The organism is Streptomyces katrae, assembly GCF_002028425.1.
GTDB classification, from domain to species: Bacteria; Actinomycetota; Actinomycetes; order Streptomycetales; family Streptomycetaceae; genus Streptomyces; species Streptomyces katrae_A.
In genome coordinates this window covers 5,678,758-5,705,631 of sequence record NZ_CP020042.1, presented here as the reverse complement: position 1 = coordinate 5,705,631, position 26,874 = coordinate 5,678,758, and the positions used below count along the sequence as shown (strand labels likewise).

The 26,874-nt window shown below is 73.6% G+C and carries 23 protein-coding genes and 2 pseudogenes; 14 read left to right on the top strand and 11 right to left on the bottom strand.

Annotated elements, in window-relative coordinates:
* Positions 1 to 43: 43 nt before the first annotated feature.
* From B4U46_RS26135 to B4U46_RS26110, 7 genes are all read left to right on the top strand, one after another.
* A complete protein-coding gene (locus B4U46_RS26135; protein ID WP_079430100.1) occupies positions 44 to 898 on the top strand; it encodes a glutamate ABC transporter substrate-binding protein in 855 nt (284 codons plus the stop codon).
* 84 nt (positions 899 to 982) lie between these two features.
* On the top strand, positions 983 to 1,657 hold the full coding sequence (locus tag B4U46_RS26130) for an amino acid ABC transporter permease (protein WP_079430099.1): 675 nt from the start codon (positions 983 to 985) through the stop codon (positions 1,655 to 1,657).
* Complete coding sequence (locus B4U46_RS26125) at positions 1,654 to 2,532, top strand: amino acid ABC transporter permease (protein ID WP_079430098.1); 879 nt, start codon at positions 1,654 to 1,656, stop codon at positions 2,530 to 2,532. The genes B4U46_RS26130 and B4U46_RS26125 overlap by 4 nt, the downstream gene beginning before the upstream one ends.
* A 178-nt stretch (positions 2,533 to 2,710) precedes the next feature.
* Positions 2,711 to 4,282 (top strand): FAD-dependent monooxygenase, encoded by a 1,572-nt coding sequence (locus B4U46_RS26120; RefSeq protein WP_079430097.1) that lies wholly within the window; start codon positions 2,711 to 2,713, stop codon positions 4,280 to 4,282.
* 33 nt (positions 4,283 to 4,315) lie between these two features.
* Positions 4,316 to 4,402 carry a putative leader peptide gene (locus B4U46_RS40695; RefSeq protein ID WP_311318651.1) on the top strand — a complete coding sequence of 29 codons (87 nt, stop codon included), beginning with the start codon at positions 4,316 to 4,318 and terminating at the stop codon, positions 4,400 to 4,402.
* Between the two features lie 79 nt (positions 4,403 to 4,481).
* Positions 4,482 to 5,015, top strand: coding sequence for a cysteine dioxygenase (locus B4U46_RS26115; RefSeq protein ID WP_079430096.1), 534 nt, complete (start codon positions 4,482 to 4,484; stop codon positions 5,013 to 5,015).
* Positions 5,012 to 5,410 carry a rhodanese-like domain-containing protein gene (locus B4U46_RS26110; protein WP_079430095.1) on the top strand — a complete coding sequence of 133 codons (399 nt, stop codon included), beginning with the start codon at positions 5,012 to 5,014 and terminating at the stop codon, positions 5,408 to 5,410. Before B4U46_RS26115 ends, B4U46_RS26110 begins: the two co-directional genes overlap by 4 nt.
* A gap of 371 nt (positions 5,411 to 5,781) precedes the next feature.
* Here the strand turns inward: B4U46_RS26110 and B4U46_RS26105 are convergent, their stop codons facing one another.
* From B4U46_RS26105 to B4U46_RS26090, 4 genes and pseudogenes are all read right to left on the bottom strand, one after another.
* On the bottom strand, positions 5,782 to 8,331 hold the full coding sequence (locus B4U46_RS26105) for an ABC transporter permease (protein WP_079430094.1): 2,550 nt from the start codon (positions 8,329 to 8,331) through the stop codon (positions 5,782 to 5,784).
* A gap of 85 nt (positions 8,332 to 8,416) precedes the next feature.
* Positions 8,417 to 9,079 (bottom strand): annotated as a pseudogene (gene recX / locus B4U46_RS26100) (recombination regulator RecX); the annotation flags it as partial.
* Positions 8,989 to 10,098: a recombinase RecA gene (gene recA / locus B4U46_RS26095; RefSeq protein WP_079430093.1), complete on the bottom strand. Its 1,110-nt coding sequence runs from the start codon at positions 10,096 to 10,098 to the stop codon at positions 8,989 to 8,991. The pseudogene recX and the gene recA, both read right to left, overlap by 91 nt.
* 467 nt (positions 10,099 to 10,565) lie before the next feature.
* Positions 10,566 to 11,396 carry a S1 family peptidase gene (locus B4U46_RS26090; RefSeq protein ID WP_079430092.1) on the bottom strand — a complete coding sequence of 277 codons (831 nt, stop codon included), beginning with the start codon at positions 11,394 to 11,396 and terminating at the stop codon, positions 10,566 to 10,568.
* Between the two features lie 299 nt (positions 11,397 to 11,695).
* On the opposite strand from B4U46_RS26090, the gene B4U46_RS26085 reads away from it, so the two are divergent.
* Both B4U46_RS26085 and B4U46_RS26080 read left to right on the top strand, forming a co-directional pair.
* Positions 11,696 to 12,121, top strand: coding sequence for a hypothetical protein (locus B4U46_RS26085; protein WP_079430091.1), 426 nt, complete (start codon positions 11,696 to 11,698; stop codon positions 12,119 to 12,121).
* A 108-nt stretch (positions 12,122 to 12,229) separates the two neighbouring features.
* Positions 12,230 to 12,985, top strand: coding sequence for a Clp protease N-terminal domain-containing protein (locus B4U46_RS26080; RefSeq protein ID WP_079430090.1), 756 nt, complete (start codon positions 12,230 to 12,232; stop codon positions 12,983 to 12,985).
* Here the strand turns inward: B4U46_RS26080 and B4U46_RS26075 are convergent.
* Together B4U46_RS26075 and B4U46_RS26070 are read right to left on the bottom strand one after the other, a co-directional pair.
* Positions 12,939 to 14,081, bottom strand: coding sequence for an AI-2E family transporter (locus tag B4U46_RS26075; protein ID WP_079431985.1), 1,143 nt, complete (start codon positions 14,079 to 14,081; stop codon positions 12,939 to 12,941). The two genes, B4U46_RS26080 and B4U46_RS26075, sit on opposite strands and share 47 nt — an antisense overlap.
* Before the next feature lie 244 nt (positions 14,082 to 14,325).
* Positions 14,326 to 14,520, bottom strand: a complete 195-nt coding sequence (locus B4U46_RS26070) for a DUF3046 domain-containing protein (RefSeq protein ID WP_079430089.1) — start codon at positions 14,518 to 14,520, stop codon at positions 14,326 to 14,328.
* Positions 14,521 to 14,599: 79 nt separating this feature from the next.
* On the opposite strand from B4U46_RS26070, the gene B4U46_RS26065 reads away from it, so the two are divergent.
* Complete coding sequence (locus B4U46_RS26065) at positions 14,600 to 15,532, top strand: hypothetical protein (RefSeq protein WP_079430088.1); 933 nt, start codon at positions 14,600 to 14,602, stop codon at positions 15,530 to 15,532.
* Between the two features lie 9 nt (positions 15,533 to 15,541).
* Here B4U46_RS26065 and B4U46_RS26060 read toward each other — a convergent pair whose 3' ends face one another.
* The 3 genes from B4U46_RS26060 to B4U46_RS26050 all read right to left on the bottom strand — a co-directional run bounded on the left by B4U46_RS26060 (position 15,542) and on the right by B4U46_RS26050 (position 17,548).
* Positions 15,542 to 15,850, bottom strand: a complete 309-nt coding sequence (locus B4U46_RS26060; protein WP_079430087.1) for an AzlD domain-containing protein — start codon at positions 15,848 to 15,850, stop codon at positions 15,542 to 15,544.
* Positions 15,847 to 16,560, bottom strand: coding sequence for an AzlC family ABC transporter permease (locus tag B4U46_RS26055; RefSeq protein WP_079430086.1), 714 nt, complete (start codon positions 16,558 to 16,560; stop codon positions 15,847 to 15,849). The genes B4U46_RS26060 and B4U46_RS26055 overlap by 4 nt, the downstream gene beginning before the upstream one ends.
* Positions 16,561 to 16,684: 124 nt before the next feature.
* Positions 16,685 to 17,548: an AraC family transcriptional regulator gene (locus tag B4U46_RS26050; protein ID WP_079430085.1), complete on the bottom strand. Its 864-nt coding sequence runs from the start codon at positions 17,546 to 17,548 to the stop codon at positions 16,685 to 16,687.
* An 80-nt stretch (positions 17,549 to 17,628) separates the two neighbouring features.
* On the opposite strand from B4U46_RS26050, the gene B4U46_RS26045 reads away from it, so the two are divergent.
* Positions 17,629 to 22,227 carry an ATP-dependent helicase gene (locus tag B4U46_RS26045; protein WP_079430084.1) on the top strand — a complete coding sequence of 1,533 codons (4,599 nt, stop codon included), beginning with the start codon at positions 17,629 to 17,631 and terminating at the stop codon, positions 22,225 to 22,227.
* Between the two features lie 19 nt (positions 22,228 to 22,246).
* On the opposite strand, the pseudogene B4U46_RS26040 reads toward B4U46_RS26045, so the two are convergent.
* Positions 22,247 to 23,226, bottom strand: a pseudogene (locus tag B4U46_RS26040) (IS5 family transposase).
* Between the two features lie 258 nt (positions 23,227 to 23,484).
* Here B4U46_RS26040 and B4U46_RS26035 point away from each other — a divergent pair.
* The 3 genes from B4U46_RS26035 to B4U46_RS26025 all read left to right on the top strand — a co-directional run bounded on the left by B4U46_RS26035 (position 23,485) and on the right by B4U46_RS26025 (position 25,913).
* Complete coding sequence (locus tag B4U46_RS26035) at positions 23,485 to 24,189, top strand: hypothetical protein (protein WP_079430083.1); 705 nt, start codon at positions 23,485 to 23,487, stop codon at positions 24,187 to 24,189.
* Positions 24,190 to 24,297: 108 nt separating this feature from the next.
* Positions 24,298 to 25,110: an Fpg/Nei family DNA glycosylase gene (locus tag B4U46_RS26030; protein WP_079430082.1), complete on the top strand. Its 813-nt coding sequence runs from the start codon at positions 24,298 to 24,300 to the stop codon at positions 25,108 to 25,110.
* A gap of 32 nt (positions 25,111 to 25,142) precedes the next feature.
* Complete coding sequence (locus tag B4U46_RS26025; protein ID WP_185117165.1) at positions 25,143 to 25,913, top strand: SDR family NAD(P)-dependent oxidoreductase; 771 nt, start codon at positions 25,143 to 25,145, stop codon at positions 25,911 to 25,913.
* A gap of 475 nt (positions 25,914 to 26,388) precedes the next feature.
* Here the strand turns inward: B4U46_RS26025 and B4U46_RS26015 are convergent, their stop codons facing one another.
* On the bottom strand, positions 26,389 to 26,769 hold the full coding sequence (locus tag B4U46_RS26015) for a helix-turn-helix domain-containing protein (protein WP_007266936.1): 381 nt from the start codon (positions 26,767 to 26,769) through the stop codon (positions 26,389 to 26,391).
* Positions 26,770 to 26,874 lie beyond the last annotated feature (105 nt).

Sequence of the window (26,874 nt, the reverse complement as noted above, 5' to 3'; positions counted from 1 at the left end):
CCAGCTCGTCGTTCAACAACGTCTCACCTGAGGGAAGTTCACCATGAAGGTTCTCAAGGCCGGCGCGGCAGTGGCCACGGCCGTCGTCCTCGCGCTGACGGCGACCGCCTGTGGCAGCGGCAGCAAGGACAGCGCGAGCGACGCGGGCGCCTCCGGGGGCACCAAGTCGGACAAGATCGCCATCGGCATCAAGTTCGACCAGCCCGGCCTGGGCCTGAAGACCCCCGACGGCAAGTTCGAGGGCTTCGACGTGGACGTCGCCACGTACGTGGCCAAGGAGCTCGGCTACCAGCCGGACCAGATCGAGTGGAAGCAGGCGATCAGCGCCGAGCGCGAGAACCTGATCTCCAACGGGGACGTCAAGTTCATCGCCGCCACCTACTCGATCAACGACAAGCGCAAGGCCCGGGTCGACTTCGCGGGCCCGTACTTCCTGGCCCACCAGGACCTGCTGGTCCGCGCCGACGACAACTCGATCACCAAGGTCGAGGACCTCAACAAGAAGAAGCTCTGCTCCGTCACGGGCTCCACCTCGGCGCAGAACGTCAAGAAGGACCTGGCCCCCGAAGCCGACCTGCTTCAGCAGGGTGGCTACTCCGAGTGCCTCACCGCCCTGGAGAACAAGGGCGTGGACGCCCTGACCACGGACGACTCGATCCTCGCCGGCTACGCCGCGCAGGAGAAGAACAAGGGCAAGTTCAAGCTCGTCGGCCTGAAGATGAGCAACGAGAACTACGGCATCGGTCTGAAGAAGGGCGACAAGGAGCTCCAGACCAAGATCAACGCCGCTCTGAAGAAGATGGTCGCGGACGGCAGCTGGGAAGCGGCCGTGAAGAAGAACCTCGGCCCGGCCAACTACAAGAACGAGCCTGCCCCGCAGATCACCGAAGGCAGCTGATTTCCCGGTGGGATGCGCCGCCGCCCGCCCGTCCGCGGGCGGCGGCGTGTCCCGCCGGCCATCCTGGGGAGAGCGCAGGGCATCGTGTTCGACTTTCTTGATTCCGGGCAGTACGACCTGCTCGGAGCCTTCTGGGTGACGGTTCAGCTCACCCTCTACTCGGCGGTGGGCTCCCTGGTGTGGGGCACCGTCCTGGCCGGGATGCGGGTCAGCCCGGTCCCGCTGATGCGGGCCTTCGGCACCGCGTACGTGAACCTGGTCCGCAACACGCCGCTGACCCTGCTGATCATCGGAAGCTCGCTGGGCCTGAGCCAGACCCTCGGCTTCAACATGGGCGGCAGCACGTTCAAGGAGACCGGCTTCCGCCTCGCGGTCCTCGCGCTGAGCGCCTACACCGGCACCTTCGTCTGCGAGGCGCTGCGCTCGGGCATCAACACCGTGCCCGTGGGCCAGGCCGAGGCCGCCCGCGCGCTCGGACTGAGCTTCTTCCAGGTGCTCACCCTGATCGTGCTCCCCCAGGCCTTCCGGGCGGTCATCGCACCGCTCGCCAACGTACTGATCGCCCTCACCAAGAACACCACGGTGGCGGCGGCCATCGGCGTGGCCGAAGCGGCCCTGCTGATGAAGGAAATGGTCGAGAACGAGGCGGACGCGCTCTTCGCCGTCTTCGGGATCTTCGCCCTCGGCTTCTGCCTGCTGACCCTGCCCACCGGTCTGCTGCTGGGCTGGGTGGCCAAGCGAGTGGCGGTGAAGCGATGACCTCCGTGCTGTACGACGTCCCCGGCCCCAAGGCCAAGGTCCGCAACTGGATCTACACGGCCGTCTTCCTGGTCCTGTTCGCGCTCGCCGCCTGGTGGATCCTGTCCGTCATGGCGGACAAGCACCAGCTCGACGCCGACAAGTGGAGCCCCTTCGTCACCGACGGCCGGGTCTGGACCACCTATCTGCTCCCGGGACTCGGGGAGACCCTGCGGGCCGGTGCGATCGCCATGCTGATCGCCCTGCCGCTGGGTGCCCTGCTGGGCATCGGACGGCTCTCCGACCACGCCTGGGTGCGCATCCCGGTCGGCGCGGTGGTCGAGTTCTTCCGCGCCATCCCGGTGCTGATGCTGATGATCTTCGGCTCTGCCTTCTTCGTGCAGTTCGTCCCCGCCGTCTCGTCCGACATACGGCCGCTGTACGCAGTGGTCACGGGACTCGTGCTCTACAACGCGGCGGTCATCGCCGAGATCGTCCGCGCGGGCGTACTGTCCCTGCCCCGCGGCCAGACCGACGCCGCCAAGGCGATCGGCATGCGCAAGGGCCAGACCATGGTCTACGTCCTGATCCCGCAGGCCGTCACGGCCATGCTGCCCGCCCTGGTCAGCCAGCTCGTGGTCATCCTCAAGGACACCGCGCTCGGCGGCTCGCTGCTCGGCCTGACCGAGCTGCTCGCCGCCAACCGGCAGATCTCGGCGAACTACAGCAACACCATCGCCACGCTCGTGGTGATCGCCCTGGTCTACATCGCGGTGAACTTCGCCCTCACCTCCTTCGCCTCCTGGATGGAGGGCCGGGTGCGGAAGTCGAAGAAGAGCACCGGGGCGGTACTCGCCGTGGCCGAGGTCGACGACCTGGCAGCCGGAGCCGACTAGGCGGCGTGACGCGAGAGGCGGACGTCCGGTCAGCCCGGTACGACGCGTAGCCTGTGTGGTGCGGCGGAACTCTCCGCCGCACCACACTGCTTTGTCCGGACCGGGGTCACTTGACGCCGGAACTTCCAGTGGGTTGCATACGTTCTGTGATCACATACCGGACATCGGGAGCCGCATCATGGACCCGGTGATCGTCGTCGGCTCGGGCCCCGTCGGACTCTCCCTGTCCCTCGCCCTGGCCGGCCACGGCGTGCCCTGCGTCCTGCTCGACGAAGGGCCCGGAAAGGACGAGCCCCGCCCCGCCCGCAGCGTCGTCCTGCACTCCGACACCGCGGCCATGGTCCACCGGCTCGGCTGCACCACCCTGGGCGACGAGGGCGCCCAGTACGCGGCCTGGCGCACCATGAGGCGCCGTCAGGAAGTCCGGCGGATCACCTTCGAGGACCACCCCGCCCCCCTGCACCTCCCGCAGCACGCCCTCACGCGCGGCCTGCGCGCCGCCGCCACGGCCCACCCCCTGGTCCAGCTCGCCCCCGACACCAAGCTGGAGTCCCTGGAACAGGACGGGCGCGGGGTCACGGTGCAGACCCGGGGCGGGCACACCACCTGGTGGCGCGGCAGCCACCTGGTCGGCTGCGACGGGGCCCGCTCCACGGTGCGCAAGCTGCTCGGCATCCGCTTCCCCGGCCGGACCGCCGTCGAGCGGCACGCCGTGGCCGCGCTGCGCGCCGAACTGCCCTGGCCCGGCGAGGCGTTGCTGCACCGCAACCCTCCGTCCGGCCCCGAGGAGATCACCGCCCGGCCGCTGACCGACGGGATCTGGCGGCTGGACTGGCTGCTGCCGCCGCGCGGGGACCTCGTCACCCCGGACGCCCTCGTCACCCTGATCCGGGACACCCTGGCCCTGTGGTGCGGCGGCAGCACCCCGCCGTACGACCTCATCGACACCGGCGTGCACATCCAGCACCACCGCCTCGCCCGGCGCTGGCGCGACGGCCGGGCCTTCCTCGCCGGGGACGCCGCGCACCTGCTGGGCGCGCTCGGCACCCAGAGCGTCGAGGAGGGGCTGCGCGACGCGGAGAACCTGTCCTGGAAGCTGGCCCTGGACTGGCACCAGGGCGCCTCCGAGGCCCTGCTCGACAGCTACGAGGGCGAGCGGCGCACGGCCGTCGCCGCCCGGCTGCGCGCCGCCGACCAGACCATGCCCGTGCTGCGCGGCGGAGCCGGCCTGCGCAGCCTCCTGCCGGGGTCGGGGCGGTCGGCCGAAGGCCTGCTGACCGACGGGCACCTGGGCCGGGGCCCGCTGGGCGGCCGGCCGGTGTACGCGCCGCCGGTGGCGGTGCGCGAGGTCCCGACCGACACGGAGCCGGGCGGCCCCGTGGCGAACGTGCCCGTGTCCGCGCCCGACGGGTCCACGGTCCCGCTGCGGGACCTGCTGGGGCGGGGGAGGCTGCTGGTGCTGCTGGTCGCGCCGGGTACCGGAGTGTGGGACCGGCGCCACTGGGCGGGGGCCGGGCTGATGCCCCGGCTCGCGGCGGCCGTGAGCGCGCTGCCGGTGCCGGCCGAACTGCTGGTGGCGGACGCCTACCCGGGGGCGCCGGCGCACACCGTGCTCCTGGTGCGTCCCGACGGGCACCTCGCCGCCACCTTCGCGGGGGTCCGCCCGGCCGAGCTGTACGCGGCGGCCGACACCGTGCGGGCGGGTGCTCCGGCCGGCGCTCCCGCCACACCCGCTCCTGTGATCGATTGACCGCCCTCGGGCACTCGTGGTTCACTCGCCGACATGACCGGCAACGACGTACGCCTGTGGCGGAGGGTTCACATGGACCTGCTCCGCTACGCGGGCTGCGTGTGTCGCCCCTCCTGCTGATTCGCCCCCTTCCCGCGCGCCCCGCTGCCCTTCCGGGCCTGCGCGCCCCTTTCGCGAACCCCAGGACGGTCACGCCCCGATGTCTGCTTCCGTGTCCACGCACGCCCCTGCCCGCTCCTCCGCCCCCACCGCGGCGGAACTCCTCGCCTTCGCCCTGCGCACCGCCTCCGACCCCGAGATCGTCGACTCGCTCCCCCTCGACCCGGAGGGCCGGACCTGGATCCGGCTCGACGGCCCGGGCGGCAGCGAGGCATGGCTGATCGGCTGGCCGCCGGGCACCGGCACCGGCTGGCACGACCACGCCGAGTCGCGGGGCGCGTTCGCCACCGCGCGGGGCCGGCTCACCGAGCACTCCCTGACGGTGCGTCTGCCCTCGGAGGGATGGCGGACCCTGGAGCTGGCCCCGGAGGTGGACCGCACCCGCAGCCTCGGCGCGGTGACCGGGCGGGCGTTCGGCGAGCACCACGTCCACGAGGTGCTCAACGAGTCGGAGTCCGAGCACGCGGTCTCGGTCCACGCCTACTACCCGCCGCTGCCGCTGATCCGCCGGTACAGCCGCAGCGGCGCGGTGCTCAGGCTGGAGCACGTCGAGCGCCCGGCGGACTGGCAGTGAGCGGGACGGGCCCGGTGGGCATCGACGAGCTCCTGGAACGGGTCCGCGAGACGTACACCCGGGTGGACCCCCGGACCGCGTACGAGGCGTGGCTGGACGGGGACGCCCTGCTGGTGGACATCCGCTACCAGGCGCTGCGCGAGCGGGACGGGGTGATCCCGGGGGCGGTCGTGGTGGAGCGCAACGAGCTGGAGTGGCGGCTGGACCCGCTGGGCTCCCACCGCCTCCCGGAGGCCGTCTCGCACGATGTGCGGGCGGTGGTGATCTGCAACGAGGGCTACGCGTCCTCGCTGGCGGTGGCGTCGCTCCACGCGCTGGGGCTCCGACGGGCGACGGACCTCACGGGAGGCTTCCAGGCCTGGCGCTCCGCGGGGCTTCCCACGGCCCCTTCCTGACGCGTCGCCCGCACGGCTCGGCGCCCCTGCGACGGCCTGCGCCCGTCGGCTGCCGGGCGCAGGCCGCACCCCTGGCCGAGGTCCGACCCGTTGGTTGCCGGGCGGGCCCGCTGTCCTGGCTGGGGCCCAGCCGTCGGCTGCGGGCCGTTGCCGCTGCGCGGAGCCGTCTCCCCGCCCCGCCCTTTCTCCGTTTCCCGGGGGCTCCGCCCCCGGACCCCCAGCGGCGGGGCTGTAGACAGCCCGCGCGGCGATGGAGCGCACCGGGCGCTCAGCGCACGGAACGGGTCCGGGCGGAGCCCGGGGAACGGTGGAAGGGCGGGGCGGGGAGAGCCCCGCGCAGCGGCAGCCGCACCCGCGCCCGCAGGGACCGGTCAGGCCTGGGACGTCGCCACGTCCACCGGGCGGCGCCGGAGGGCCAGCCGCCCCGGGAGGGCCACGGCCGGGAGGGCCAGGAGGGCCGCCGCTGCGACGACCCCCGCGCACACCACCGGGAGGACCACCGGCGCAGCCGACCCCGTCATCCCGACGCTGAAGGCCGTCAGCACCGCCGCCGCGATCCCCGACCCCAGCGCCACCCCGAGCAGCAGCACCCCCACCGCCTCGGCCCGCAGCATCCGCAGCACCTGCCGCCGCTGCGCCCCCGCCAGCCGCAGCAGCCCGAACTCCCGGAACCGTTCGGCGGTGGACATGGCCAGGGTGTTGACCACCGCGATGGCGGTGAAGGCCAGGACCAGGCCCATCGCCAGCAGGTTGGTCTCCGCTCCGGCCCCGGCCCGCCGCACCCGGGCAGCGTCGGCCTGCGCCGCCGACAGCACCGACACCGCCCCCGGCGCTCCCGCGGCGGCGGCCAGCCGCTCCCGGCCGACCCCCGGCTCCGCCGCCACCAGCACACTGCCCGCCAGGGGGTTGTCCACGTGCGCGGCCACCAGCGCGTGCGGCAGCGTCACGTCGCCGAAGCCCAGCCCCCGCGCGTACACGGCGGCGACCGTCAGCGTCACGGGGGTTCCGTCCCCCAGTGTCAGGCTCAGCGGGCTGCCCGGCTTCAGCCCCAGCTGCTCGGCGGCGAGTTCGCTGACCGCCGCCCGGCCGTCGCCGAAGCCGTCCAGGCTGCCGCCGGTGACCCCGGGGTCCCAGGTGCGGGTCAGGCCGGACGGGGTGACGCCCTGGGCCGCGTACTTCGTCAGGCCGACCCGTACAGAGGTGTGCACGATCTCGGTCGCGGCCGTGACTCCGGGCGTGCGGCGGAGGCGTTCGGCGGTCTCCGGGCCGACCCCCGGTCCCTGCGCGGTGACCACCCAGGGGGCCCGGACCCCCTCGCGGGCCTGCGTCGCGGCCGCGGCGCCCAGGGTCGGGGTGATGAAGAGCACGGTGCAGGTCATCGCGGTCAGCAGGGTGAGCGGGGTGACGGCGGACGCCATGCGGGTGGCGTTGCCGCGCAGGTTGGCGGTGGCCAGGCGGCCGCCGGGGCCGGTCAGCGCCAGCGGTCCGGCGAGCAAGGCGGCCGCGCCGCGCACCAGCAGCGGGCCGAGCAGCGACACGGCGCCCGCCAGCACCACCACGGCCAGGAAGGTGACCGGCGTCGACGCGGGTTCGGTGCGCAGCGAGCCGAGCACGACGACCAGCACGGCCCCGCCGGCCAGCAGGAGCAGCCCGGCCACGGTACGGGTCCAGGCGGGGCGGGGCCGCTCGACGGCGGCTTCGGCCAGGGCCTCGGCGGGGCGGATCCGGGCGATCCGCCGCCCGGTGATCCGGGCCGCGGCCCAGCCCCCGAGCAGGCTCGCCGCGACGGCCGCGGTCATCGGGAAGATCCCGGCGGTGCGTTCCAGGGTGGCGGGGACGGCTCCGGTGGCGACGAAACGGCCGTACAGCCAGGCGGCCAGCGGCAGTCCGGCGAGGGCGCCGGCGATCCCGGCGGCCAGGCCGACGAGCAGTGCCTCCCGGCCGAGCATGCCGCGCAGCTGCCGGGGGGTGGCGGCGATGGCGCGCAGCAGGGCGAGCTCGCGGTGGCGCTGCTGGACGGAGAGGGCGAAGGTGCCGGCGACCACGAGGACCGCGACGAGGAGGGAGGTGCCGCCCATCGCGCCGCCCAGGGAGATCAGGCTGGTCCGCGCGCCGGCCGCGTCGAGGAACTCGACCGGGCCGCGCCCGTCGCCGGTGGTGACCTGGGCCGTGGTGGCCCGAAGGGCATGGGCGACGCGGGCGGAGAGCGCGCCGGCGTCCACTCCGGGGCGGGGCAGTACGCCGATGGCCGAGACCTGGCCGGCGCGGGCGGCGAGCCGCTGGGCTTCGGCGTCGGAGAAGAAGAGTGCGTTCTGGTGGCCGAGGCGGCCGTCGGCGGCGGCGGTGCGCGCCACGCCGCTGACCGTGTAGGTCTTCGGTTCGCCGGTGGCCTGCACGGTGAGCCGGGCTCCGGTGGCGAGGCCCGCCCGGGCGGCCAGGTCCCGGTCGATGACGACCTGGTCCCCGCCCTGGGGAGCGTGGCCCTCGGCCAGGGTGAAGGGGGTGAGCACGGCGGAGGTCCAGGCGTGTCCGTACGAGGGCTTCGGCGTGCCCGGGGCCCCGGTCAGCGGGACGGCCTGGAAGGTGAGTTCGGGGACGGCCCGGTCGACCCCGGGGACGGAACGGACGGTGTCCACGGCGGAGGCCGGCAGCCAGGCCCGTTCGGCTACGGGCTTGGCCTTGTGCTTCGTCTTGGCCTTGCCCTTCTTCTCCTTGACCGTGCTCTGGTGGACGTTCTGGTCGGCGGAGACGAGGACCGGGGTGCCCGCGTACCGCTCGGTGGCGATCCTGCCCCGGAGCCCGGTCTCCAGGAGGGTGCCGCAGGCGGTGATCAGGGCCGCCGCGCACAGGAGGGCGACGAAGGCTCCGAGGAAGCCGGCTTTGCGGTCCCGGACGGTCCGAAGGGCGTAACGCAGCATCATGCGGTCAACTCTGTCGGCGGGCCCCGCTCCCGGCACTGGAGCGCCCCGGCGTCCCCGCCCGGGGGCTGTCCCCACCCCCCGGCGGTCAGTCCCCGGGGTAGCCCAGGTCGTCGGCGTCCTCGCCCTCCGCCTCCAGGGCCCGGCGCACCACTCTCAGGGCCATGCCCTCCGGGTATCCCTTGCGCGCGAGCATCCCGGCCAGGCGGCGGATCCGCTTGTCGCGCTCCAGCCCGCGGGTCGAGCGGAGCTTGCGCTCCACGAGTTCGCGGGCGGTCTGCTCCTCCTGCTCGGAGTCCAGCTGTTCCAGCGCCTCCTGGACGAGGGTGGTGTGCACCCCCTTGGTCCGCAGCTCCTGCGCGAGCGCCCGGCGGGCCAGGCCCCGGCCGCGGTGCCGGGACTCGACCCAGGCCCCGGCGAAGGCGGCGTCGTCGATGAGGCCCACTTCCTCGAACCGGGACAGGACCGCCTCGGAGACCTCCTCGGGGATGTCCCGCTTCGCCAGGGCGTCCGCGAGCTGCCGCCGGGTGCGCGGCATCCCGGTGAGCAGGCGCAGACAGATCGCCCGCGCCTGCTCCTCGGGACTCTGGGGCGGAAGTTCCTGGCGGCCCTCCCGGCCGCCCCTCGCTCTGCCGCCCCGCTCCTGCTCTTCCCGCACGGTCAGCTCTTGGCCACGGCGGCCTTGGCCGCCGGCTTCGCCTTCGACGCCGGGGCGGGCACGGAGGCATCGGCCGGCGCGGTGGCCTCGGCCGCCTCGCCGCTCTCGGCGTCCTTGCGCACGCCGACGCCCAGCTTCTCCTTGATCTTCCGCTCGATCTCGTTGGCGAGGTCGGGGTTGTCCTTCAGGAAGTTGCGGGCGTTCTCCTTGCCCTGGCCGAGCTGGTCGCCCTCGTACGTGTACCAGGCGCCGGCCTTGCGGATGAAGCCGTGCTCCACGCCCATGTCGATCAGGCCGCCCTCGCGGCTGATGCCCTGGCCGTAGAGGATGTCGAACTCGGCCTGCTTGAAGGGGGGCGCGACCTTGTTCTTCACGACCTTGCAGCGGGTGCGGTTGCCGACCGCCTCCGTGCCGTCCTTGAGGGTCTCGATGCGGCGGATGTCGATGCGCACGGAGGCGTAGAACTTCAGCGCGCGGCCACCGGTCGTGGTCTCCGGGGAGCCGAACATCACGCCGATCTTCTCGCGGAGCTGGTTGATGAAGATCGCGGTGGTCTTGGACTGGTTGAGCGCACCCGTGATCTTGCGGAGCGCCTGGCTCATCAGACGGGCCTGGAGACCGACGTGCGAGTCGCCCATCTCGCCCTCGATCTCCGCCTTCGGCACGAGGGCCGCGACGGAGTCGATGACGATCAGGTCGAGGGCGCCGGAGCGGACCAGCATGTCGACGATCTCGAGGGCCTGCTCGCCGGTGTCCGGCTGGGACAGGATGAGGTTGTCGGTGTCGACGCCGAGCGCGCGGGCGTACTCGGGGTCGAGCGCGTGCTCGGCGTCCACGAAGGCGACGGTGCCGCCGGCCTTCTGCGCGTTGGCCACGGCATGCAGCGTCAGGGTCGTCTTACCGGAGGACTCCGGCCCGTAGATCTCGACCACACGGCCGCGCGGCAGCCCGCCGACGCCGAGGGCGATGTCCAGCGCGGTCGACCCGGTGGGGATGACCTCGATGGGGTCGTTCGGCTTGTCGCCGAGGCGCATGACCGCACCCTTGCCGAATTGCCGTTCAATCTGTGCGAGCGCGGCGTCGAGAGCCTTCTCGCGGTCGGTGCCTGCCATGGGTTCCACCCGGTTTGCTTGAGTCGATCGCTTCACGCCATTGACGCTAACGCCTGCCACTGACAATGCGCTTCCACGCCCGTTTCGGCTGTGGATAACTCATCAGAATGGATGTTCGATTTCCCTGTCAAGCCGACCACGCCGCGCCCCGCAACCCCTGCACACCGAAGGCGGAACGCCCCCCACCGCCCGCGGCCAGGGCCTCCCCGGGGACCGGCGACGGCACCGACCACAGGGCCCCGGCATGTGTTGCGCGTCACATTCGGCGGCTGTCACGCCCGGCCGCGCCCAGCTGTCCCCATGACGACCCTGACGCGGAGCTGCCGCCGCCGCGGCACGAGCTCGGCCGGATGACCTTCACCGGCCCGGCCCGCAGCCCGGCCCGCGGGTGAGGACACGCGCGCGGCCCCGCCGCCTCCGGACGACCGGGGGCGGCGGGGCCGCGGGGCGGGCGGTCCCGGAGGGACCTACGGCTTCGGCAGGGTGCAGCCGGGGCGGTTCAGGTCGATCTGGTTGCCGGGGCCTATGCACGGGACGAGGACGTAGGTCTCCTGGGCGTAGTTGATTCCCTGGCGGACCGTCACGTTCCCGGCCTCGTCCACCTCGCACGGGTTGTTGTCCGTGCAGCGCTGGCCGTCCTCGTTGCCGGTGTTATTGACGGCGACGACCTTGCCGGTCGTCGTGTCGATCACCGGCGAGCCGGACGTGCCGCCGATGGTGTTGCAGGACGAGGTGTAGCGGACCGAGTCCTTCCAGGTCCACTCCCCCTCCTTGAGGCGGTACGCGAACCCGTCGACGCTGCAGCTGTAGGTGCGCTTCCAGTAGCCGGAGACCACCTTGATCGAGGAACCCTGCACCGGGTGCGCGTCGTTGAGGGTGAGGGCCGCGATGCCGTACTGGCTCTGGATCTGCGCGTACGTCTTGGTCAGCTGGTAGAGCGAGACATCGGTGTCCGTCATCGTGCCGTACGCGATCTTGCTGGCGCGCAGGGTCGCGACCTTGGAGCCCGAGGCGTTGAGCAGGGAGAAGCTGCGGCTGGACGCCTGGTTGACGAGGACCTCGCCGGCCGCCGGGAAGCCGGTTTCCAGGCAGTGCCCGTTGGACAGGACCAGCGCCGGGTCGTCCGGCTGCGAGGCGGGCGTGCGGACCACGGAGCCGGAGCAGTTGCTGAGCGCGACCGTGCCCGCGTAGGTGACCGCGGCGGCCCGCTGCGGCGCGGGGGCCTGGGCCACGGCCGGCGTGGCCGCCGCTCCGGTCAGGAGCAGGGACAACACGGCGCCGGCGAGAGGCTTGTTCATGTGGGGGTTCCCCTCTGGTGACGAATGCGACCGAAGATCCTTCGGTTGACATGTGCACTGCATTCTTGGTCCAGCGGAGTCAACGCACAATAGGGCATGGGGAGTTGGAAAAGAGGATGGCCGAACACCCCCGGCAGTAAACGGAATCAATCATTCCAAGCCCCCGCGAGGCGGGCGCCCGATCCCAATTCGGGGCGCATGGCCCACGCCCCCGGGCTGGCGCGGAACCGCCGCCGGATGGCCGGTACTCTGCGGTGCCCCCGACGACGGGGGCCGTGAAATTCCGCTCAGGAGGACCCATGGCCGTCAAGAAGGCCACGATCCAGCAGCAGGTGGCCGAAGCCCTCGCCCAGGCCAACCCCGCCGACCGCCCCATCGTCACGATCCAGGCCATCGCCGGCCCGAGCGTGTGGCTGATGAGCATGCTCGGCCTCGTCGGCCAGGCGTTCCTCAGCTACTACTTCGTCACCGTGACCGAGCAGGCCGTGGTGCTCCACCGGGCGAGCCGGATGAGCAACCGCCCGCAGGAGATCGTCTTCGCGATACCGCCCCACCAGGCCGTCGGCACCATCACCGAGGTCAAGCGCAACGCCATCTGGAGCTCGTTCCGCATGCAGCTCCCCGGCCAGGCGACCCCGACCCGCATGAACGTGCACCGCATCTGGCGCAACGAGATGGACCAGCTGCTCGGCCTGCTGACGGGCCAGAACCAGCCGGCCGCCTGACGGGCACGCGCACGGCCGCGGGCGGAGGGGACACGTCCCCAGCCCCTCCGCCCGCCAAGTGACAACCCATGGTTGACACCGCCGAGGTGTCAACCTAGGGTTGCATTCATGACGAACCCTTCCGTGGAACCCGTCCGGCTCGCCAACCCCGTCCGCCTCGACGACCTGATCGAGGCCATCAAGAACTCCCACGCCGACACCCTGGAACAGCTCAGCGGCGCCGTCGTCGCGGCCGAGCACCTCGGTGACGTGGCGGACCACCTCATCGGCCACTTCGTCGACCAGGCCCGCCGCTCCGGCGCCTCCTGGACCGACATCGGCCGCAGCATGGGGGTCACCCGCCAGGCCGCCCAGAAGCGCTTCGTCCCCAAGGCCGACAAGGAGGGCGAGTCCGGCCTCGACCCCGCCGCGGGCTTCGCCCGGTTCACCCCCCGGGCCCGGAGCGTCGTCGTCGCCTCGCAGAACGAGGCCCGCGCCGCGAACAACGCGGAGATCCGCACCGAGCACCTGGTACTGGGCCTGCTGGCCGAGCCCGACGGCCTCGCCGGACTCGTCCTCGGCTCCCAGGGCGTCTCGCCGGAGGCCCTCCGGGCCGCCGCGACCGCCACCCTGCCCCCGGCGTCGGAGGAGATGCCCGCCCTCGTCCCCTTCGACGCCAACGCCAAGAAGGCCCTGGAACTCACCTTCCGCGAGGCCCTGCGCCTGGGCCACGGCTACGTGGGCACCGAGCACATCCTGCTCGCCCTGCTGGAGCTGGAGAACGGAGAGGGCACGCTCAGCGGACTCGGCCTCGACAAGGCCGCCGTCGAGTCGGCCGTCACCGAAGCCCTGGCAGCCGTACTCGGCGCGGACGGGCAGCAGTAGGCCCCCCGCCAGCCGGACCGCCCGCCGGACCGCCGGCCACCCCGCCCGCGTCACCGCCGCCGGCCTCCCCCGCCACCTCGTACCGCTTCACGTAGGCGCCGAGGAAGGCCTGCAGGGTGGCCACGGCCGGGATCGCGATGAGCGCCCCGACCGCGCCCAGCAGGGCGGTCCCCGCGATGACGGAACCGAAGGCGACCGCCGGGTGGATGTCCACGGTCCTGGCGGTCAGCTTCGGCTGGAGGACGTAGTTCTCGAACTGCTGGTAGACCACGACGAACCCCAGCACGTACACCGCGTACCAGGGTTCGACGGTGAAGGCGATCAGCGTCGGCAGCGCGCCCGCCAGATAGGTGCCGATGGTGGGGATGAACTGGGAGACCAGCCCCACCCACACCGCGAGCGCGGGCGCGTACGGCACCCCGAGGACCGCGAAGACCACGTAGTGGGCGACACCGGAGACCAGCGCCATCAGCCCGCGCGAGTACAGGTAGCCGCCGGTCTTCGCGACGGCGATCTCCCAGGCCCGCAGCACCTCGGACTGCTTGGCGGGCGGCAGTACGGAACACAGGGCGCGCCGCAGCCTGGGGCCGTCGGCGGCGAAGTAGAAGGAGAACAGGCCGACCGTCAGCAGCCTGAAGAGCCCGCCGAGCACAGTGGCGGACACGTCGAGCACCCCGCTGGCGCTGTTCTGCACGTACTTCCGGAGCCAGTCGGAGTGCACCAGGCTGTCCTGGATCTCCAGCCGGGACAGCTTGGTGTGGAAGGTGCGGTTGATCGAGTCGATCACCATGTCGAGGTAGCGGGGGAAGCCCTCCACCATGTCGACGATCTGCCCGGCGAGCATCGAGCCGAGCAGCGCGAGGAACCCGGCGCCCGCGGCGAACACGCCCAGGAACACCAGGAAGGTGGCGAGCCCGCGGCGCATGCCCCGGGCCGCCATCCTGGACACGGCGGGTTCGACCGCCAGCGCCAGGAAGAACGCGATCAGGACGTTGACGAGCAGCCCGATCAGCTGGTGGAAGGCCCAGCTGCCGAGCTGGAAACACGCGACGAGCGCCAGTACGAGGATCACCGCGCGCGGCAGCCAGCGCGGCATCCGCGCCTCCTCCCGGGCCGGGCCGGTACCCGACGACGGGCCCTCGGGCCCGCCGTCCGGGCCGCCTGCGGCCTGCGCCGGGGCGGGGTGCTCCGCGGGGGCCGCAGGGCCGGCCGCCACGGGCCCCCCGGGGACCGGCCGGTCCTGCGGATCTTCGGGCCGGCTGCTCGTCTCGTCTGTCACTGCCACGCCGACCAGTCTGTCCCACCTGCCGCGCACCACGAAAACGAGTCCCCGGCCGGCGTCAGCGCAGGGAGGCGGGCACGTCCATCGCCGAACACACCGCGCGCCACACGTCCTTCGTCTCCCAGCCCGCCTCCAGCGCCTGGTGGACCGTGCGCCCGCCGAGCTCGGACAGGACGTGGTCCCGCGCGAAGGAGTCCGCGTAGGCCGCACCGAAGTGCTCCGCCATCCGCTCCCAGAAAATCGTCAACCGCATGCCCCCAGTATCCCGCTCCGGAGAGTGCACCCTCACCGTTGCCGCCCTCCGGCGCCGTGCGCGCCCTACGGTGGCTCGCATGCCTGGAGACGAAGCTTCCGCGCCGGCCCCCGCGGCCGCGCTGGCCCGCGCCGAGCAGTTCATCTGGCTCACGGCCCGGGTGCTGGAGCAGCACCGGTTCGCGTACCACTTCCTCGGCGGTGGCGCCGACCCGGTCGACACCGCCCTCGGCTCCTACCTGGGCGAGGACGGCGGCTACGGCCACGGCCTGGACCCCGATCTGCGCGGTCCGCTCAGCCAGCCCCTGCACTCCGCGCACGCCCTGCGGATCCTCGACGGCCTCGGCCGGTGCGCCGGGCGGCGCATCGAGCGGCTCTGCCGCCACCTGACCCGCATCTCCACCCCGGAAGGCGCGCTCCCGCTGGCCGTCCCGGCCCCGCGCGGCCATCCCGCCGCGCCGTGGCACCCGGTGGGCGACGACCCGCCGGGCGAGCTCGTGACCACGGGCCCGGTCGTGGGGGTGCTGCACCGCAACCGGATCTGGGACGCCTGGCTGTTCCGGGCCACGGAGTTCTGCTGGGAGCGGGTCGAGACCCTGCGCCACGCGCATCCGTACGAGGTCCAGGGCGCGGTGGCCTTCCTCGACGGCGTCCCCGAGCGGGCCCGCGCGGCGGCGGCCGCGGACCGGCTGGGCCGGCTGGTGCGCGAGCGGCGTCTGGCCGTGCTCGACCCGGCCCGGCGCGAGGAGTACCCGCTCTCCCCCGGCTACGCACCGGGCGAGCGGCTGTTCCCGTACGACTACGCGCGGCGGCCGGAGTCGCTGGCCCGGGGCTGGTTCACCGACGAGGAGATGCGGTGCTCGCTGGACTTCCTCGCGGCGGAGCAGCAGCCCGACGGCGGCTGGCCGGTCCGCCGCCGGGCCTGGGCGCCGGGCAGCACCCTGGAGCGGCGTCCGATCGTCACCATCGAGGCCCTGCTGACGCTGCGGGCGTACGGGCGGCCCCTGGCCTAGGCCGGGGGTTCAGCCCCCGAGGGCCCGTACTCCGGCCGTGACCACCACCGCCGCCGCGACCACCACCAGGAACGGGGCGCGCAGCAGCAGCGCGACGGCGGCGGCCGCCAGCCCGGCGGCCCGGGCGTCGAGCACGAGGTCGTGGCCGGTGCTGAAGGTCTGCTGGGCGGTGAGCGCCGCGAGCAGCGCGACCGGCAGCAGGGCGGAGAGCCTGCGCACCGCCGGCCGCTCCAGGGCCCCGGCGGGCACCAGGAGTCCGGCGAGCTTGACGGCGTAGCACCCGGCGACGGTGAGGCCGATGGCGATCCAGACGTTCACGAGCTGCGTCCCTTCAGCCACAGCACGGCGGGTGCGGCCAGCGCGGCGATCAGTACGGGCACCCCGGCGGGCAGGACGGGCAGGAAGCCCAGTCCGAGGACGAGGGCGAGTCCGGCGACGGCCCGTTCGGTGGTGCTCTTGAGCATGGGTGCGAGGAGGGCGAGGAAGACGGCGGGACCGGCGGCGTCCAGCCCCCAGGCGGCGGTGTCCCCGATGGCCTCGGCGCCGAGCGCGCCGAGCAGGGTGGTGAGGCTCCACAGCAGGTACAGGCTGAGGCCGGTGACGGTGAACCCGAGCCGGGCCGACCTGCGGTCGGGCTGGGCCAGGGCCACGGCGGTGGTCTCGTCGATGACCCAGTGCGCGGCGAGGGGCCGGACGGCCTTCGGCAGGGCGAGCAGCTGGGACAGCCGCAGCCCGTAGAAAGCGTTGCGCGTTCCGAGGAAGAAGGCCCCGGCGGCCGCGGTGAACGGGTTCCCGCCCGCGGCGAGCGCTCCGACCAGGGCGAACTGCGAGGCCCCGGTGAAGACGAGGAGGCTCAGCACGCAGGCCTGGAGCACGCTGACGCCCGCTCCGGCGGCGGTCACCCCGAACGCGAACCCGGACAGCCCGACGGCCACCCCGACGCCGAGGGCGTCCCGCACGACGGCGGCCCGCGGCCGCCCTCCGGCCCCGTCGAGGGCCTCTTGTATCAGCACCTGTTCTGTTCCCACCCGGCGAAGGTAGGGGTGGGTGCGGGCCCGGGTCTTGTACCTTCTTGCACGCCCGTGCCGCCGGCCGCTGCGCGGGGTGGGCGGGGCGGGGGGCCTGCGCGCCGCGGTGTCCGGACCCGCGGAGCTACCCCGCCCGCCCCCGCCGGTAGGCGCCCGGCGGGACGCCGACGATGCGGGTGAAGTGGCGGTTCAGGTGCGGCTGGTCGGTGAAGCCGACGGCGACGGCGACCTGCGCCGGGGCGCCCCCCGCGTCCAGCAGCCTGCGCGCCCGCCGTACCCGCGCATCGGTGAGCCAGGTGTGCGGCGGCATCCCGTACCGCCCCCGGAAGGCCCGCAGCAGGGCGAACGGGCTGGTCCCCAGCTCCGCCGCGAGCTGCTCCAGCGACGGCGGCTCGGCCATCCGCTCCTCCAGCAGGGCGCGGGCCCGCTCGGCGTCGGAGGCGCCCGCGCGGGAGGCCCTACGGACCGGCAGCGGCGCGGCGTGCCGGCCGAGCATCCGGGCCACGACCGCCCGCAGCAGGGTGTCGGCGGCCAGGGCGTTGCCGGCTTCCGCGGCCCGGTGCACCTCGGTGATCAGCTTCGCGGCCCGGGCGTCAAGGACCATCTCCGTGGTGAAGCCGGGGGTGCCGCGCGGGGTGCCGGTCTCGGAGGCCACCTCGGTGATCAGCTCCCGGGAGGGGTAGAGCGTCGAGTACGCCCAGCCCTCGGGGCCCCCGGCGCGGGCGGTGTGCGGGACCTCGGGGTTGATCAGCACCACGCTCCCCGGTCCGGCCCGCAAGGTGCCGCCGGGCATGCCGATCTCCTCGATGCCGCCGGTGACGGCCGCGATGACGTACCCGTCGTGGGCGTGGCGCGGGAAGGTGTGGCGGACGTAGTGGGCGCGCAGCAGGTCCAGCCCCGGCAGCTGCGGGTGGTGCCAGTGCCGGGCCCACTCCCGGGCCGCCCCGTCGTCGTCCTTACCGGGTGCGATCCCGGGTTCCTTCCCCATCCCCTCATTCTGCGCTCCCGCGCCACCGTGCGTTTGCCCAGGTCCGGCCGGTTGTCAGTGGCCGGGTGCACGATGGGGGCATGGCAGGCGCTGCGCTCGACTCGTTCTCCCCCGCGACCCGCTCGTGGTTCACGGGGGCCTTCCGTACGCCCACTTCCGCGCAGGAGGGCGCCTGGCGGGCCATCGGGGAGGGCTCGGACGTGCTGGTGGTGGCGCCCACCGGCTCCGGCAAGACCCTGGCCGCCTTCCTCGCCGCCCTGGACCGGCTGGCCTCGCAGCCGCCGCCGGCCGAGCCGAAGAAGCGCTGCCGGGTGCTGTACGTGTCGCCGCTGAAGGCGCTCGCGGTGGACGTGGAGCGCAATCTGCGCAGCCCGCTGACGGGGATCCGGCAGGAGTCGGCCCGCCTGGGCCTGCCCGAACCGGACGTGCGGGTGGGGATCCGCTCCGGGGACACCCCGGCCGCGGAGCGCCGGGCGCTGTCGTCGCGCCCGCCGGACATCCTGATCACCACGCCGGAGTCGCTGTTCCTGATGCTGACCTCGGCGGCGCGCGAGGCCCTGTCCGGGGTCGAGACGGTGATCCTGGACGAGGTGCACGCGGTGGCGGGGACCAAGCGCGGCGCCCACCTGGCGCTGTCGCTGGAGCGGCTGGACGAGCTGCTGCCGCGCCCGGCCCGGCGGATCGGGCTGTCGGCGACGGTCCGGCCGGTGGAGGAGGTGGCCCGCTTCCTCGCGCCGCGCGGCCGGGTGGAGATCGTGCAGCCGCCGTCGGCCAAGGAGTTCGACCTGTCGGTGGTCGTGCCGGTGGAGGACATGGGCGAACTCGGGGGCTCTCCGGCCACGGAGGGCCGGGAGGGCGGGGACAGACCGTCGATCTGGCCGCATGTGGAGGAGCGGATCGCGGATCTGGTGCAGGCCCACCGGTCGACGATCGTGTTCGCCAACTCCCGCCGTCTCGCGGAGCGCTTGTGCAACCGGCTCAACGAGATCGCCTACGAGCGCGCCACCGGCGAGCTGCTCGGCGAGGGTGCGCCGCCACCTGCCGAGATCATGGCCCAGTCGGGGGCCGCGCAGGGCGCCCCGCCCCTGCTGGCCCGCGCGCACCACGGCTCGGTGTCCAAGGAGCAGCGTGCCCTGGTCGAGGAGGACCTCAAGGCGGGCCGGCTGCCCGCCGTGGTCGCGACCTCCAGCCTGGAGCTGGGCATCGACATGGGCGCCGTGGACCTGGTGGTGCAGGTGGAGTCGCCGCCGTCGGTGGCCTCCGGGCTCCAGCGCGTGGGCCGGGCGGGGCACCAGGTGGGCGCGGTCTCCACGGGGGTGGTCTTCCCCAAGTACCGGGGGGACCTGGTGCAGGCGGCGGTGGTGACGGAGCGGATGCGCTCGGGGGCGATCGAGTCCCTGCGGGTGCCGTCCAATCCGCTGGACGTCCTCGCCCAGCAGCTGGTCGCGATGACCGCGATGGACACCTGGCAGCTGGACGACCTGCTGGCGCTGGTCCGGCGGGCGGCGCCGTTCGCGGCGCTGCCGGAGTCGGCGTTCACCTCGGTGCTGGACATGCTGGCGGGCCGCTACCCCTCGGACGCGTTCGCCGAGCTCAGACCCCGGGTGGTGTGGGACCGGGTCGCGGGGACGGTCACCGGCCGGCCGGGCGCGCAGCGGCTGGCGGTGACCTCCGGCGGGACCATCCCCGACCGCGGGCTGTTCGGGGTCTTCCTGGCGGGCGCCGACCCGAAGAAGGGCGGCGGCCGGGTCGGCGAGCTCGACGAGGAGATGGTCTACGAGTCCCGCGTGGGCGACGTGTTCACCCTGGGCACGACCTCGTGGCGGATCGAGGACATCACCCGCGACCGGGTCCTGGTGACCCCGGCCCCCGGGGTGCCGGGGCGGCTGCCGTTCTGGAAGGGCGACCAGCTGGGCCGCCCGCTCGAACTGGGGCGTGCGGTCGGCGCGTTCCTGCGCGAGCTGGGCGGGCTCTCGGAGGAGGACGCGCGGCTGCGGCTGCTGGCGGCGGGGCTGGACGCCTGGGCCGCGGGCAACGTCCTGGCGTACCTCGCGGAGCAGCGGGAGGCCTGCGGGCACGTGCCGGACGACCGGACCATCGTGGTGGAGCGGTTCCGCGACGAGCTGGGCGACTGGCGGGTCGTGGTGCACTCCCCCTTCGGCGCCCAGGTGCATGCGCCGTGGGCGCTGGCGCTGGGCGCCCGGCTGGCGGAGAAGTACGGCATGGACGCCCAGGTGATGCATGCGGACGACGGCATCGTGCTGCGCCTGCCGGACGCCGACCTGCTCTCCATGGACCTGGACCTCCTCGACCACGATCCCGCCCGGCCCCCGTCCTTCGAGTTCGACGACGAGCAGGCCCCGCTGGGCGCGGCCGACGTCGCCTTCGACCAGGGGGAGGTGGCCCAGATCGTCACCGACCAGGTCGGCGGGTCGGCCCTGTTCGCCTCCCGGTTCCGCGAGTGCGCGGCGCGCGCCCTGCTGCTGCCGCGCCGCAGCCCCGGCAAGCGGACCCCGCTGTGGCAGCAGCGCCAGCGGGCCTCGCAACTGCTCCAGGTGGCCTCCGAGTTCGGTTCGTTCCCGATCGTGCTGGAAGCCGTGCGCGAATGCCTCCAGGACGTGTTCGACGTGCCGGGCCTGACCGAGCTGATGGGGGACGTGGAGGCGCGCCGGGTCCGCCTGGTGGAGGTCACCACCCCCGAGCCCTCGCCCTTCGCCCGCTCCCTGCTGTTCGGGTACGTGGCCCAGTTCCTCTACGAGGGCGACTCACCGCTGGCCGAGCGGCGGGCGGCGGCGCTGTCGCTGGACTCGCGGCTGCTGGCGGAGCTGCTGGGCCAGGCGGAGCTGCGCGAGCTGCTCGACGCCGAGGTGCTGGAGGAGCTGGAGCGGGAGCTGCAGTGGCTAACGGAGGACCGGCGGGCGAAGGACGCCGAGTCGGTGGCCGATCTGCTGCGGCTGCTGGGCCCGTTGACGGACACCGAGTTGGCGCAGCGGGGTGCGGAGCCGGGCTGGGCCGCCGCCCTGGAGGGTGCCCGGCGGGCGATCCGGGTGCGGATCGGCGGCGCGGAGCACTGGGCGGCGATCGAGGACGCGGGCCGGCTGCGGGACGCCCTGGGCACGGCGCTGCCGGTGGGGGTCCCGGAGGCGTTCACCGAGCCGGTCAAGGATCCGCTGGGCGATCTGCTGGCCCGCTGGGCCCGGACGCACGGCCCGTTCACCACGACCGCCGTCGCCGCCCGCTTCGGGCTGGGCACGGCGGTGACCGAGGGCGCCCTGCACCGGCTCGCCGCGGCGGGCCGGGTGGTGCAGGGCGAGTTCCATCCGGCGGGCATCGGCCAGGAGTGGTGCGACGCGGCGGTGCTGCGCCGGCTGCGGCGCCGTTCGCTGGCGGCCCTGCGCCAGGAGCTGGAGCCGGTCCCGCCGGCCTCGCTGGCCACCTTCCTGCCCCAGTGGCAGCACCTGGGCGGCGGGCTGCGCGGGATCGACGGGCTGGCGCGCGCGGTGGAGCAGCTGCAGGGCGCCCCGGTCCCGGCGTCGGCGCTGGAGCGGCTGATCCTGCCCTCGCGGGTCGCGGGGTACGCGCCGGGTCTGCTGGACGAACTGACCACCACCGGCGAGGTGGTGTGGGCGGGCGCCGGGGCTCTGCCGGGCAAGGACGGCTGGATCTCCCTGTACCTGGCGGACGCGGCTCCGCTGCTGCTGCCGCAGCCGCACCCGCTGGAGCTGGGCCCGCTGCACCAGGCGGTGCTGGAGGCCCTGTCGGGCGGGTACGGCCTGTTCTTCCGTCAGCTCACGGAATCCGTGCGGGCCCGCCATCCCGAGGCCACGGATCTGGCGCTGTCCTCCGTCCTGTGGGACCTGGCCTGGTCGGGCCGGCTGACCAACGACACCCTGGCCCCGCTGCGCTCCCTGCTGGGCTCGGGCCGTACGGCGGGCGCCACCGCCCACCGGGCCCGCCGCACGGTCCCGCGCGGCCGGTACGGGAGCCTGAGCGCGACCGTCTCGCGTACGGGCCCGCCGACGGTGTCGGGCCGCTGGTCGCTGCTGCCCGCGCCCGCCCCGGAGCCGACGCAGCGGGCGCACGCGCTGGCCCGCACCCTGCTCGACCGGCACGGGGTGGTCACGCGCGGGGCGGTGGCGGCGGAGGGCGTCGAGGGCGGGTTCAGCGCGGTGTACCGGATCCTGTCGGCGTTCGAGGACAGCGGGCAGGCCCGCCGGGGTTATGTGGTGGAGGGGCTGGGCGCGGCCCAGTTCGCGATGGACGGCGCGGTGGACCGGCTGCGCGCCGCCGAGAAGAACCCGCCCCCGCTGGCAGCGGTGGTCCTGGCCGCCGCCGATCCCGCGAACGCGTACGGGGCGGCCCTGCCCTGGCCGGAGCCCCCGGCCGACGCCACCCACAAGCCGGGCCGCAAGGCGGGCTCCCTGGTGGTTCTGGTCGACGGCGAGCTCATCCTCTACCTGGAGCGCGGCGGCAAGACCCTGCTGGCCTGGGCGGATCCGGGTGACGCGCGCCTCGCGGCGGCGACGGCGGCCCTGGTGGCGGCCTCCCGCGTGGGCACCCTGCCGGACCTGACGGTGGAGCGGATCAACGCCGCGGCGGCCCTCACCTCCCCCCTCGGCCAGGCCCTGGAGTCGGCCGGCTTCCACGCCACCCCGAGGGGGCTGCGGCTGCGCAACTAGGGCCTGTGTGATGTTGTGATCAGTCGGCGGTCTTCAGGAGGTCGTCGATCCAGATCATTGTGGCGCGGAGGTGGAGGCCGGCGAGGTAGCTCTGGGGCGCCTTGTCGTAGCGGGTGGCGATGCCTCGCCAGGCCTTCAGCTTGTTGATCAGGCGTTCGACGGTGTTCCGCTCTTTGTAGAGGCCGGCGTCGTGGCTGACGGGCCGGCCGCCCCTTGCGCCCTTCTTCTTCCGGTTGGCGGCCTGGTCCTTCTTCTCCGGGATGACTGCCTTGATGTTGCGTTTGCGCAGGTAGGTGCGGTTGCCGCGGGATGAGTAGGCCTTGTCCGCGGCGACCGCGCCGGGTCTGGTGCGGGGGCGGCCGACGGGCAGCCGGACCCGCACCTTGCCCAGCACAGGGATGAACTGAGGGCTGTCGGCGGCCTGTCCGACGGTCAGGACGAACGCGAGCGGACGGCATTGCCGGTCCGCGGCGAGATGAATCTTGGTCGTCAGTCCACCGCGGGACCTGCCGAGCAGGGCTTCCTTCATGCGGAGCTTGCGTCTGAGCCGGACGCGCCGGCGCTCGGCCTGTCCGTTCTGTTCCTCCGGTCCGCCCCTTTTTTCCGGGCCTCCTCCTGCTCGCGCGCAGCCTCTTCCAGGGCCTCCATGAGGTCCTCGCCGATACGCATCCCGGCGGCGTCGTGGTGGGCGCGGACCGTGGTGGAGTCCACGCTGACCAGCGACAAGTCCGTTCTCCCGGTGCGGGCCGCTGCGGCGATCAGGCCTTCCAGCAGGGCGGAGAAGACGCCGGCGTCCCGCCAGACGCGGAAGCGCCCGTAGACGGTGGCCCAGGGCCCGAACTCAGCGGGCATCTCCCGCCACTGGGCACTGGACCGGAACCGCCAGATCACCCCTTCGAACTGTTCCCGCAGTCGCTCGGGGTACGGTCCGTACCTGCCGATCGGCAGGTACGGCTCGATGAACTTCCACTGGGCATCGGTCAGTTGCCTACGCGTCACGGCCACAGTCCTACCGGGTTCCGCTCCACGAAGAGGGCAGAACCCAGCAACTGATCACGACATCACACAGGCCCTAGCTGTCGCGCCCGGGGATACGGCTTGAACTCGCTCACGTCTCGACTCGGACACGTATGTCCTGGCCATGTCACGAAACCGCTGCCAGCCGCTCCCTCGGCTGGCCCTGGCGCTTATCCATGGCTTATCAAAGGTGATCACAGGCACCGCATGGGCGGTGCACAGTCATGGGGGAAAAGAAGAGTGAGCTCCAACAGCATGCGCAAGACCACCCTGGCCGCGGCCGGCCTCGCCGTGGCCGGAACCCTGGTCCTGACGGGCTGCAAGGACGGCAACGAAGAGGTCCCCGCGGCTCCGGCCTCCCCGTCCGCCCAGGCGTCTCAGCCCGGCGGCTACGCCACCCCGCCGGCCGGAGCCCCGAGCTCCCCGGCCGCGGGCGGCTACGACGGCGCCTCCGGCGCCCCCGCCGCCGGCGGCGGCGCGGTGGCCACGTCCGGCCAGTCCTTCAAGATCGGCCAGGCGGCGACCGTCCCGTTCACCTCCGGCAACAAGAGCGGCCAGCTCGCCCTCACGGTCACCAGCATCGAGGCGGGCAACCCGGCCGACCTGGCGTCCCTGAACGTCGCCGACAAGGTGAAGGGCAAGACCCCCTTCTACATCCACTACACGGCCAAGAACACCGGCACGACGGACCTGTCCTTCGCCTCCGTGGGCCACATGAAGGGTCTGCTCGACGGCGGCGCCGAGGCCGACACCCTGCTGATCGTCGGCAAGTTCGAGAAGTGCCCGAGCGAGTCGCTGCCGTCCGGCTTCACCAACGGCAAGAGCCAGGCCTCCTGCGCCATCGCGCTCGCGCCGACCGGCACCAAGGTCACCGGCGCCGAGTACTGGGGCGACCCGTACAACAACCTGAACAAGCCGGCCCAGAAGGGCCTCACCTGGAAGTGACGGGCGGCCCCACCGGGCCCCGCACCGCCTGATCGCGCGAACCCCCTGCGGCGGCACCCCGCCCGGGGGTTCCGCGTTCCCCCGCCCCGGCGGCGCGACAATGGCCCCATGCCCGAAGGAGACAGCGTCCACCGCGTCGCGGCCCGCCTGCACGCCGCCCTCGCGGGCAAACCCCTCACCCACGCCGACCTGCGCGTCCCCCGCTTCGCCACCGCCGACCTCGCCGGCCGCACCACCCTGGACGTCACCCCGCGCGGCAAGCACCTCCTGACTCGCCTCGAAGGGGGCCTCACCCTCCACAGCCACCTCGGCATGGACGGTGCCTGGTACGTCTTCGGCCCCGCCGAGAAGTGGCGGGGCGGCCCCTCCTACGAGATCCGGGCCGTCCTGGCCGCCGCGGACACCACCGCCGTCGGCTACCGCCTCCCCGTCCTCGAACTGCTGCGGACCGCCGACGAGGCCCTGGCCGTGGGCCACCTGGGCCCCGACCTCCTCGGACCCGACTGGGATCCGGACCGGGCCGCGGCCAACCTCCTCGCGGCCCCCGCCCGCCCCCTCGGCGAGGCCCTGCTCGACCAGCGGAACCTGGCGGGCATCGGCAACATCTACAAGTCCGAGCTCTGCTTCCTGGCTGCCGTCACCCCCTGGACGCCGGTCGGCGGGCTGCCCGACCCCGAGGTGACCGCCGTCCGCATCGCGGCCGCCGCCCAGCGCCTCCTCGCCGCGAACACCGGCCACGGCGGCCCCCGCAACACCACCGGCAGCCACCGCCCCGGCCGGGAGCTGTTCGTCTACGGCCGCGCCCGCCGCCCGTGCCTGCGCTGCGGCACCCCCGTGCGCGAGGCCCCGCAGGACGGCCGACCCACCTACTGGTGCCCCCGCTGCCAGTCCGGCCCCGCCCCGGACGCCCCGACCAATTGACGCACCGTCAGATACGCTCGTACCGTCCTGGCATGCCCACACCCATCACCGCGTACGAGCTCACCGGCCGCACCGCCCTCGTCACCGGAGCCGCCGCCGGCATAGGCCGGGCCACCGCCCTCCTGCTCGCCGGGGCGGGCGCGGCCGTCCACTGCGCGGACCGCGACGAACAGGGACTGGCCGAGACCACCGCCCTGATCACCAAGGCCGGCGGCACCGCCACCGCCCACCCCCTCGACGTCACCGACCGCGCCGCCCTGCGGGCCGCCGTCGCCGCGGCCGGGCCCCTCGACATCGCCGCCGCCATCGCCGGGGTCATGCACACCAGCAGCGTCCTGGACACCACCGACGAGGACCTCGACCGGGTCATGGACATCAACTTCAAGGGGGTCCTGCGCACCTGCCAGGAGGCCGTCAGGGCCATGATCGCCGCCGGACGCCCCGGATCGGTCGTCACGATGGCCTCCGGCGCCGTGGACGCCGCCCAGCCCGGCCTGCTCTGCTACAGCGCCGCCAAGGCCGCCGTGGTGCAGCTCACCAAGACCCTCGCCACCGAGAGCGGCCCCCACGGCATCCGCGTCAACGCCGTCGCCCCGGGATGGATCCGCACCCCGATGACCGCCCGCCACACCCCCGAGGCCCAGGAGCAGACCGAGGCCGCCATGGTCCGGATGTCCCCGCTGCGCCGGGTCGGCGAGCCCGAGGACATCGCCCACGCGGTGCTCTACCTGGCATCGGACGCCTCGTCCTTCATGACGGGCCAGATCCTTCGGCCGAACGGAGGGGTGTCGATGCCCTGGTAGCCCCCGCCAGGCCCGCGGCACCGTCCCCGGCCGGCGGAGGGCCGCCTCCGGCCGCGCCCGCGGGCTCACCCGGATCCCCGCCCCGGGCCCTGCGGACGGGCCCCGGTACACAGTGCACGGGCAGCAGTCCCAGCCCCCAGCCGCCCATGGCTATCGCCCCCTCCACGGGCCCGGCGTCGGCCGGCACCACCGCCAGCCTCAGCACGGCCCACCACCACAGCACGCCCAGCGCCAGCGCGAGGGGCAGGGCGAGCACGAGGGGCAGAGCCACAGGTATGCGGAGTAACAGCCGCACGGCCACCTCCCAGAGGGCCGGTTCCCGGTCGCGCCCATCCTCCCCCACACCCCGGGCCCCCGCACCCAGGACGCCGGGCGCACGCCGGCACGAGGGGACCGGGAACGGCAGGGAGCCCCGGCCGGTGCATCACGCACCACCCGGGGCTCCCGCCACACTCACGTGTCCAGCTCGCGGTACTCAAGCGGCTACGACGTTCACCGCTTCCACAGGTGCCTTGATGGTCACCCGTTCGGGTCCGCCCGTGACCGAGGCCACGGAGACCGAATTGAGCATCGGGCGCACCGGTGCCGGCACCGGTTCGCTTGCGGCTGCCGACTGCGCGAGCTCGGCCAGCGACAGCTCGTCACTGACTTCGCGCATCAGCTCGGACATCCGTACGTCCAACGCGTCGCAGATCGCGGAGAGCAGCTCGGAGGATGCCTCCTTCTGCCCCCGCTCCACCTCGGAGAGATAGCCGAGCGAAACTCGGGCGGACGAGGAGACTTCGCGCAGAGTACGGCCCTGGCGCTGGCGCTGCCGACGCAGCACGTCACCCAGCAGGCGACGGAGCAGAATCATCGGTGGCTCCCTCCTCTGACCGTGTAGCCGTAACCTTCACGCCCCACCGTACCGCCTCGCGCCGCGGCCGTGCGGGGAGCGATGTCGTGTTCACTCAGGGCTGCA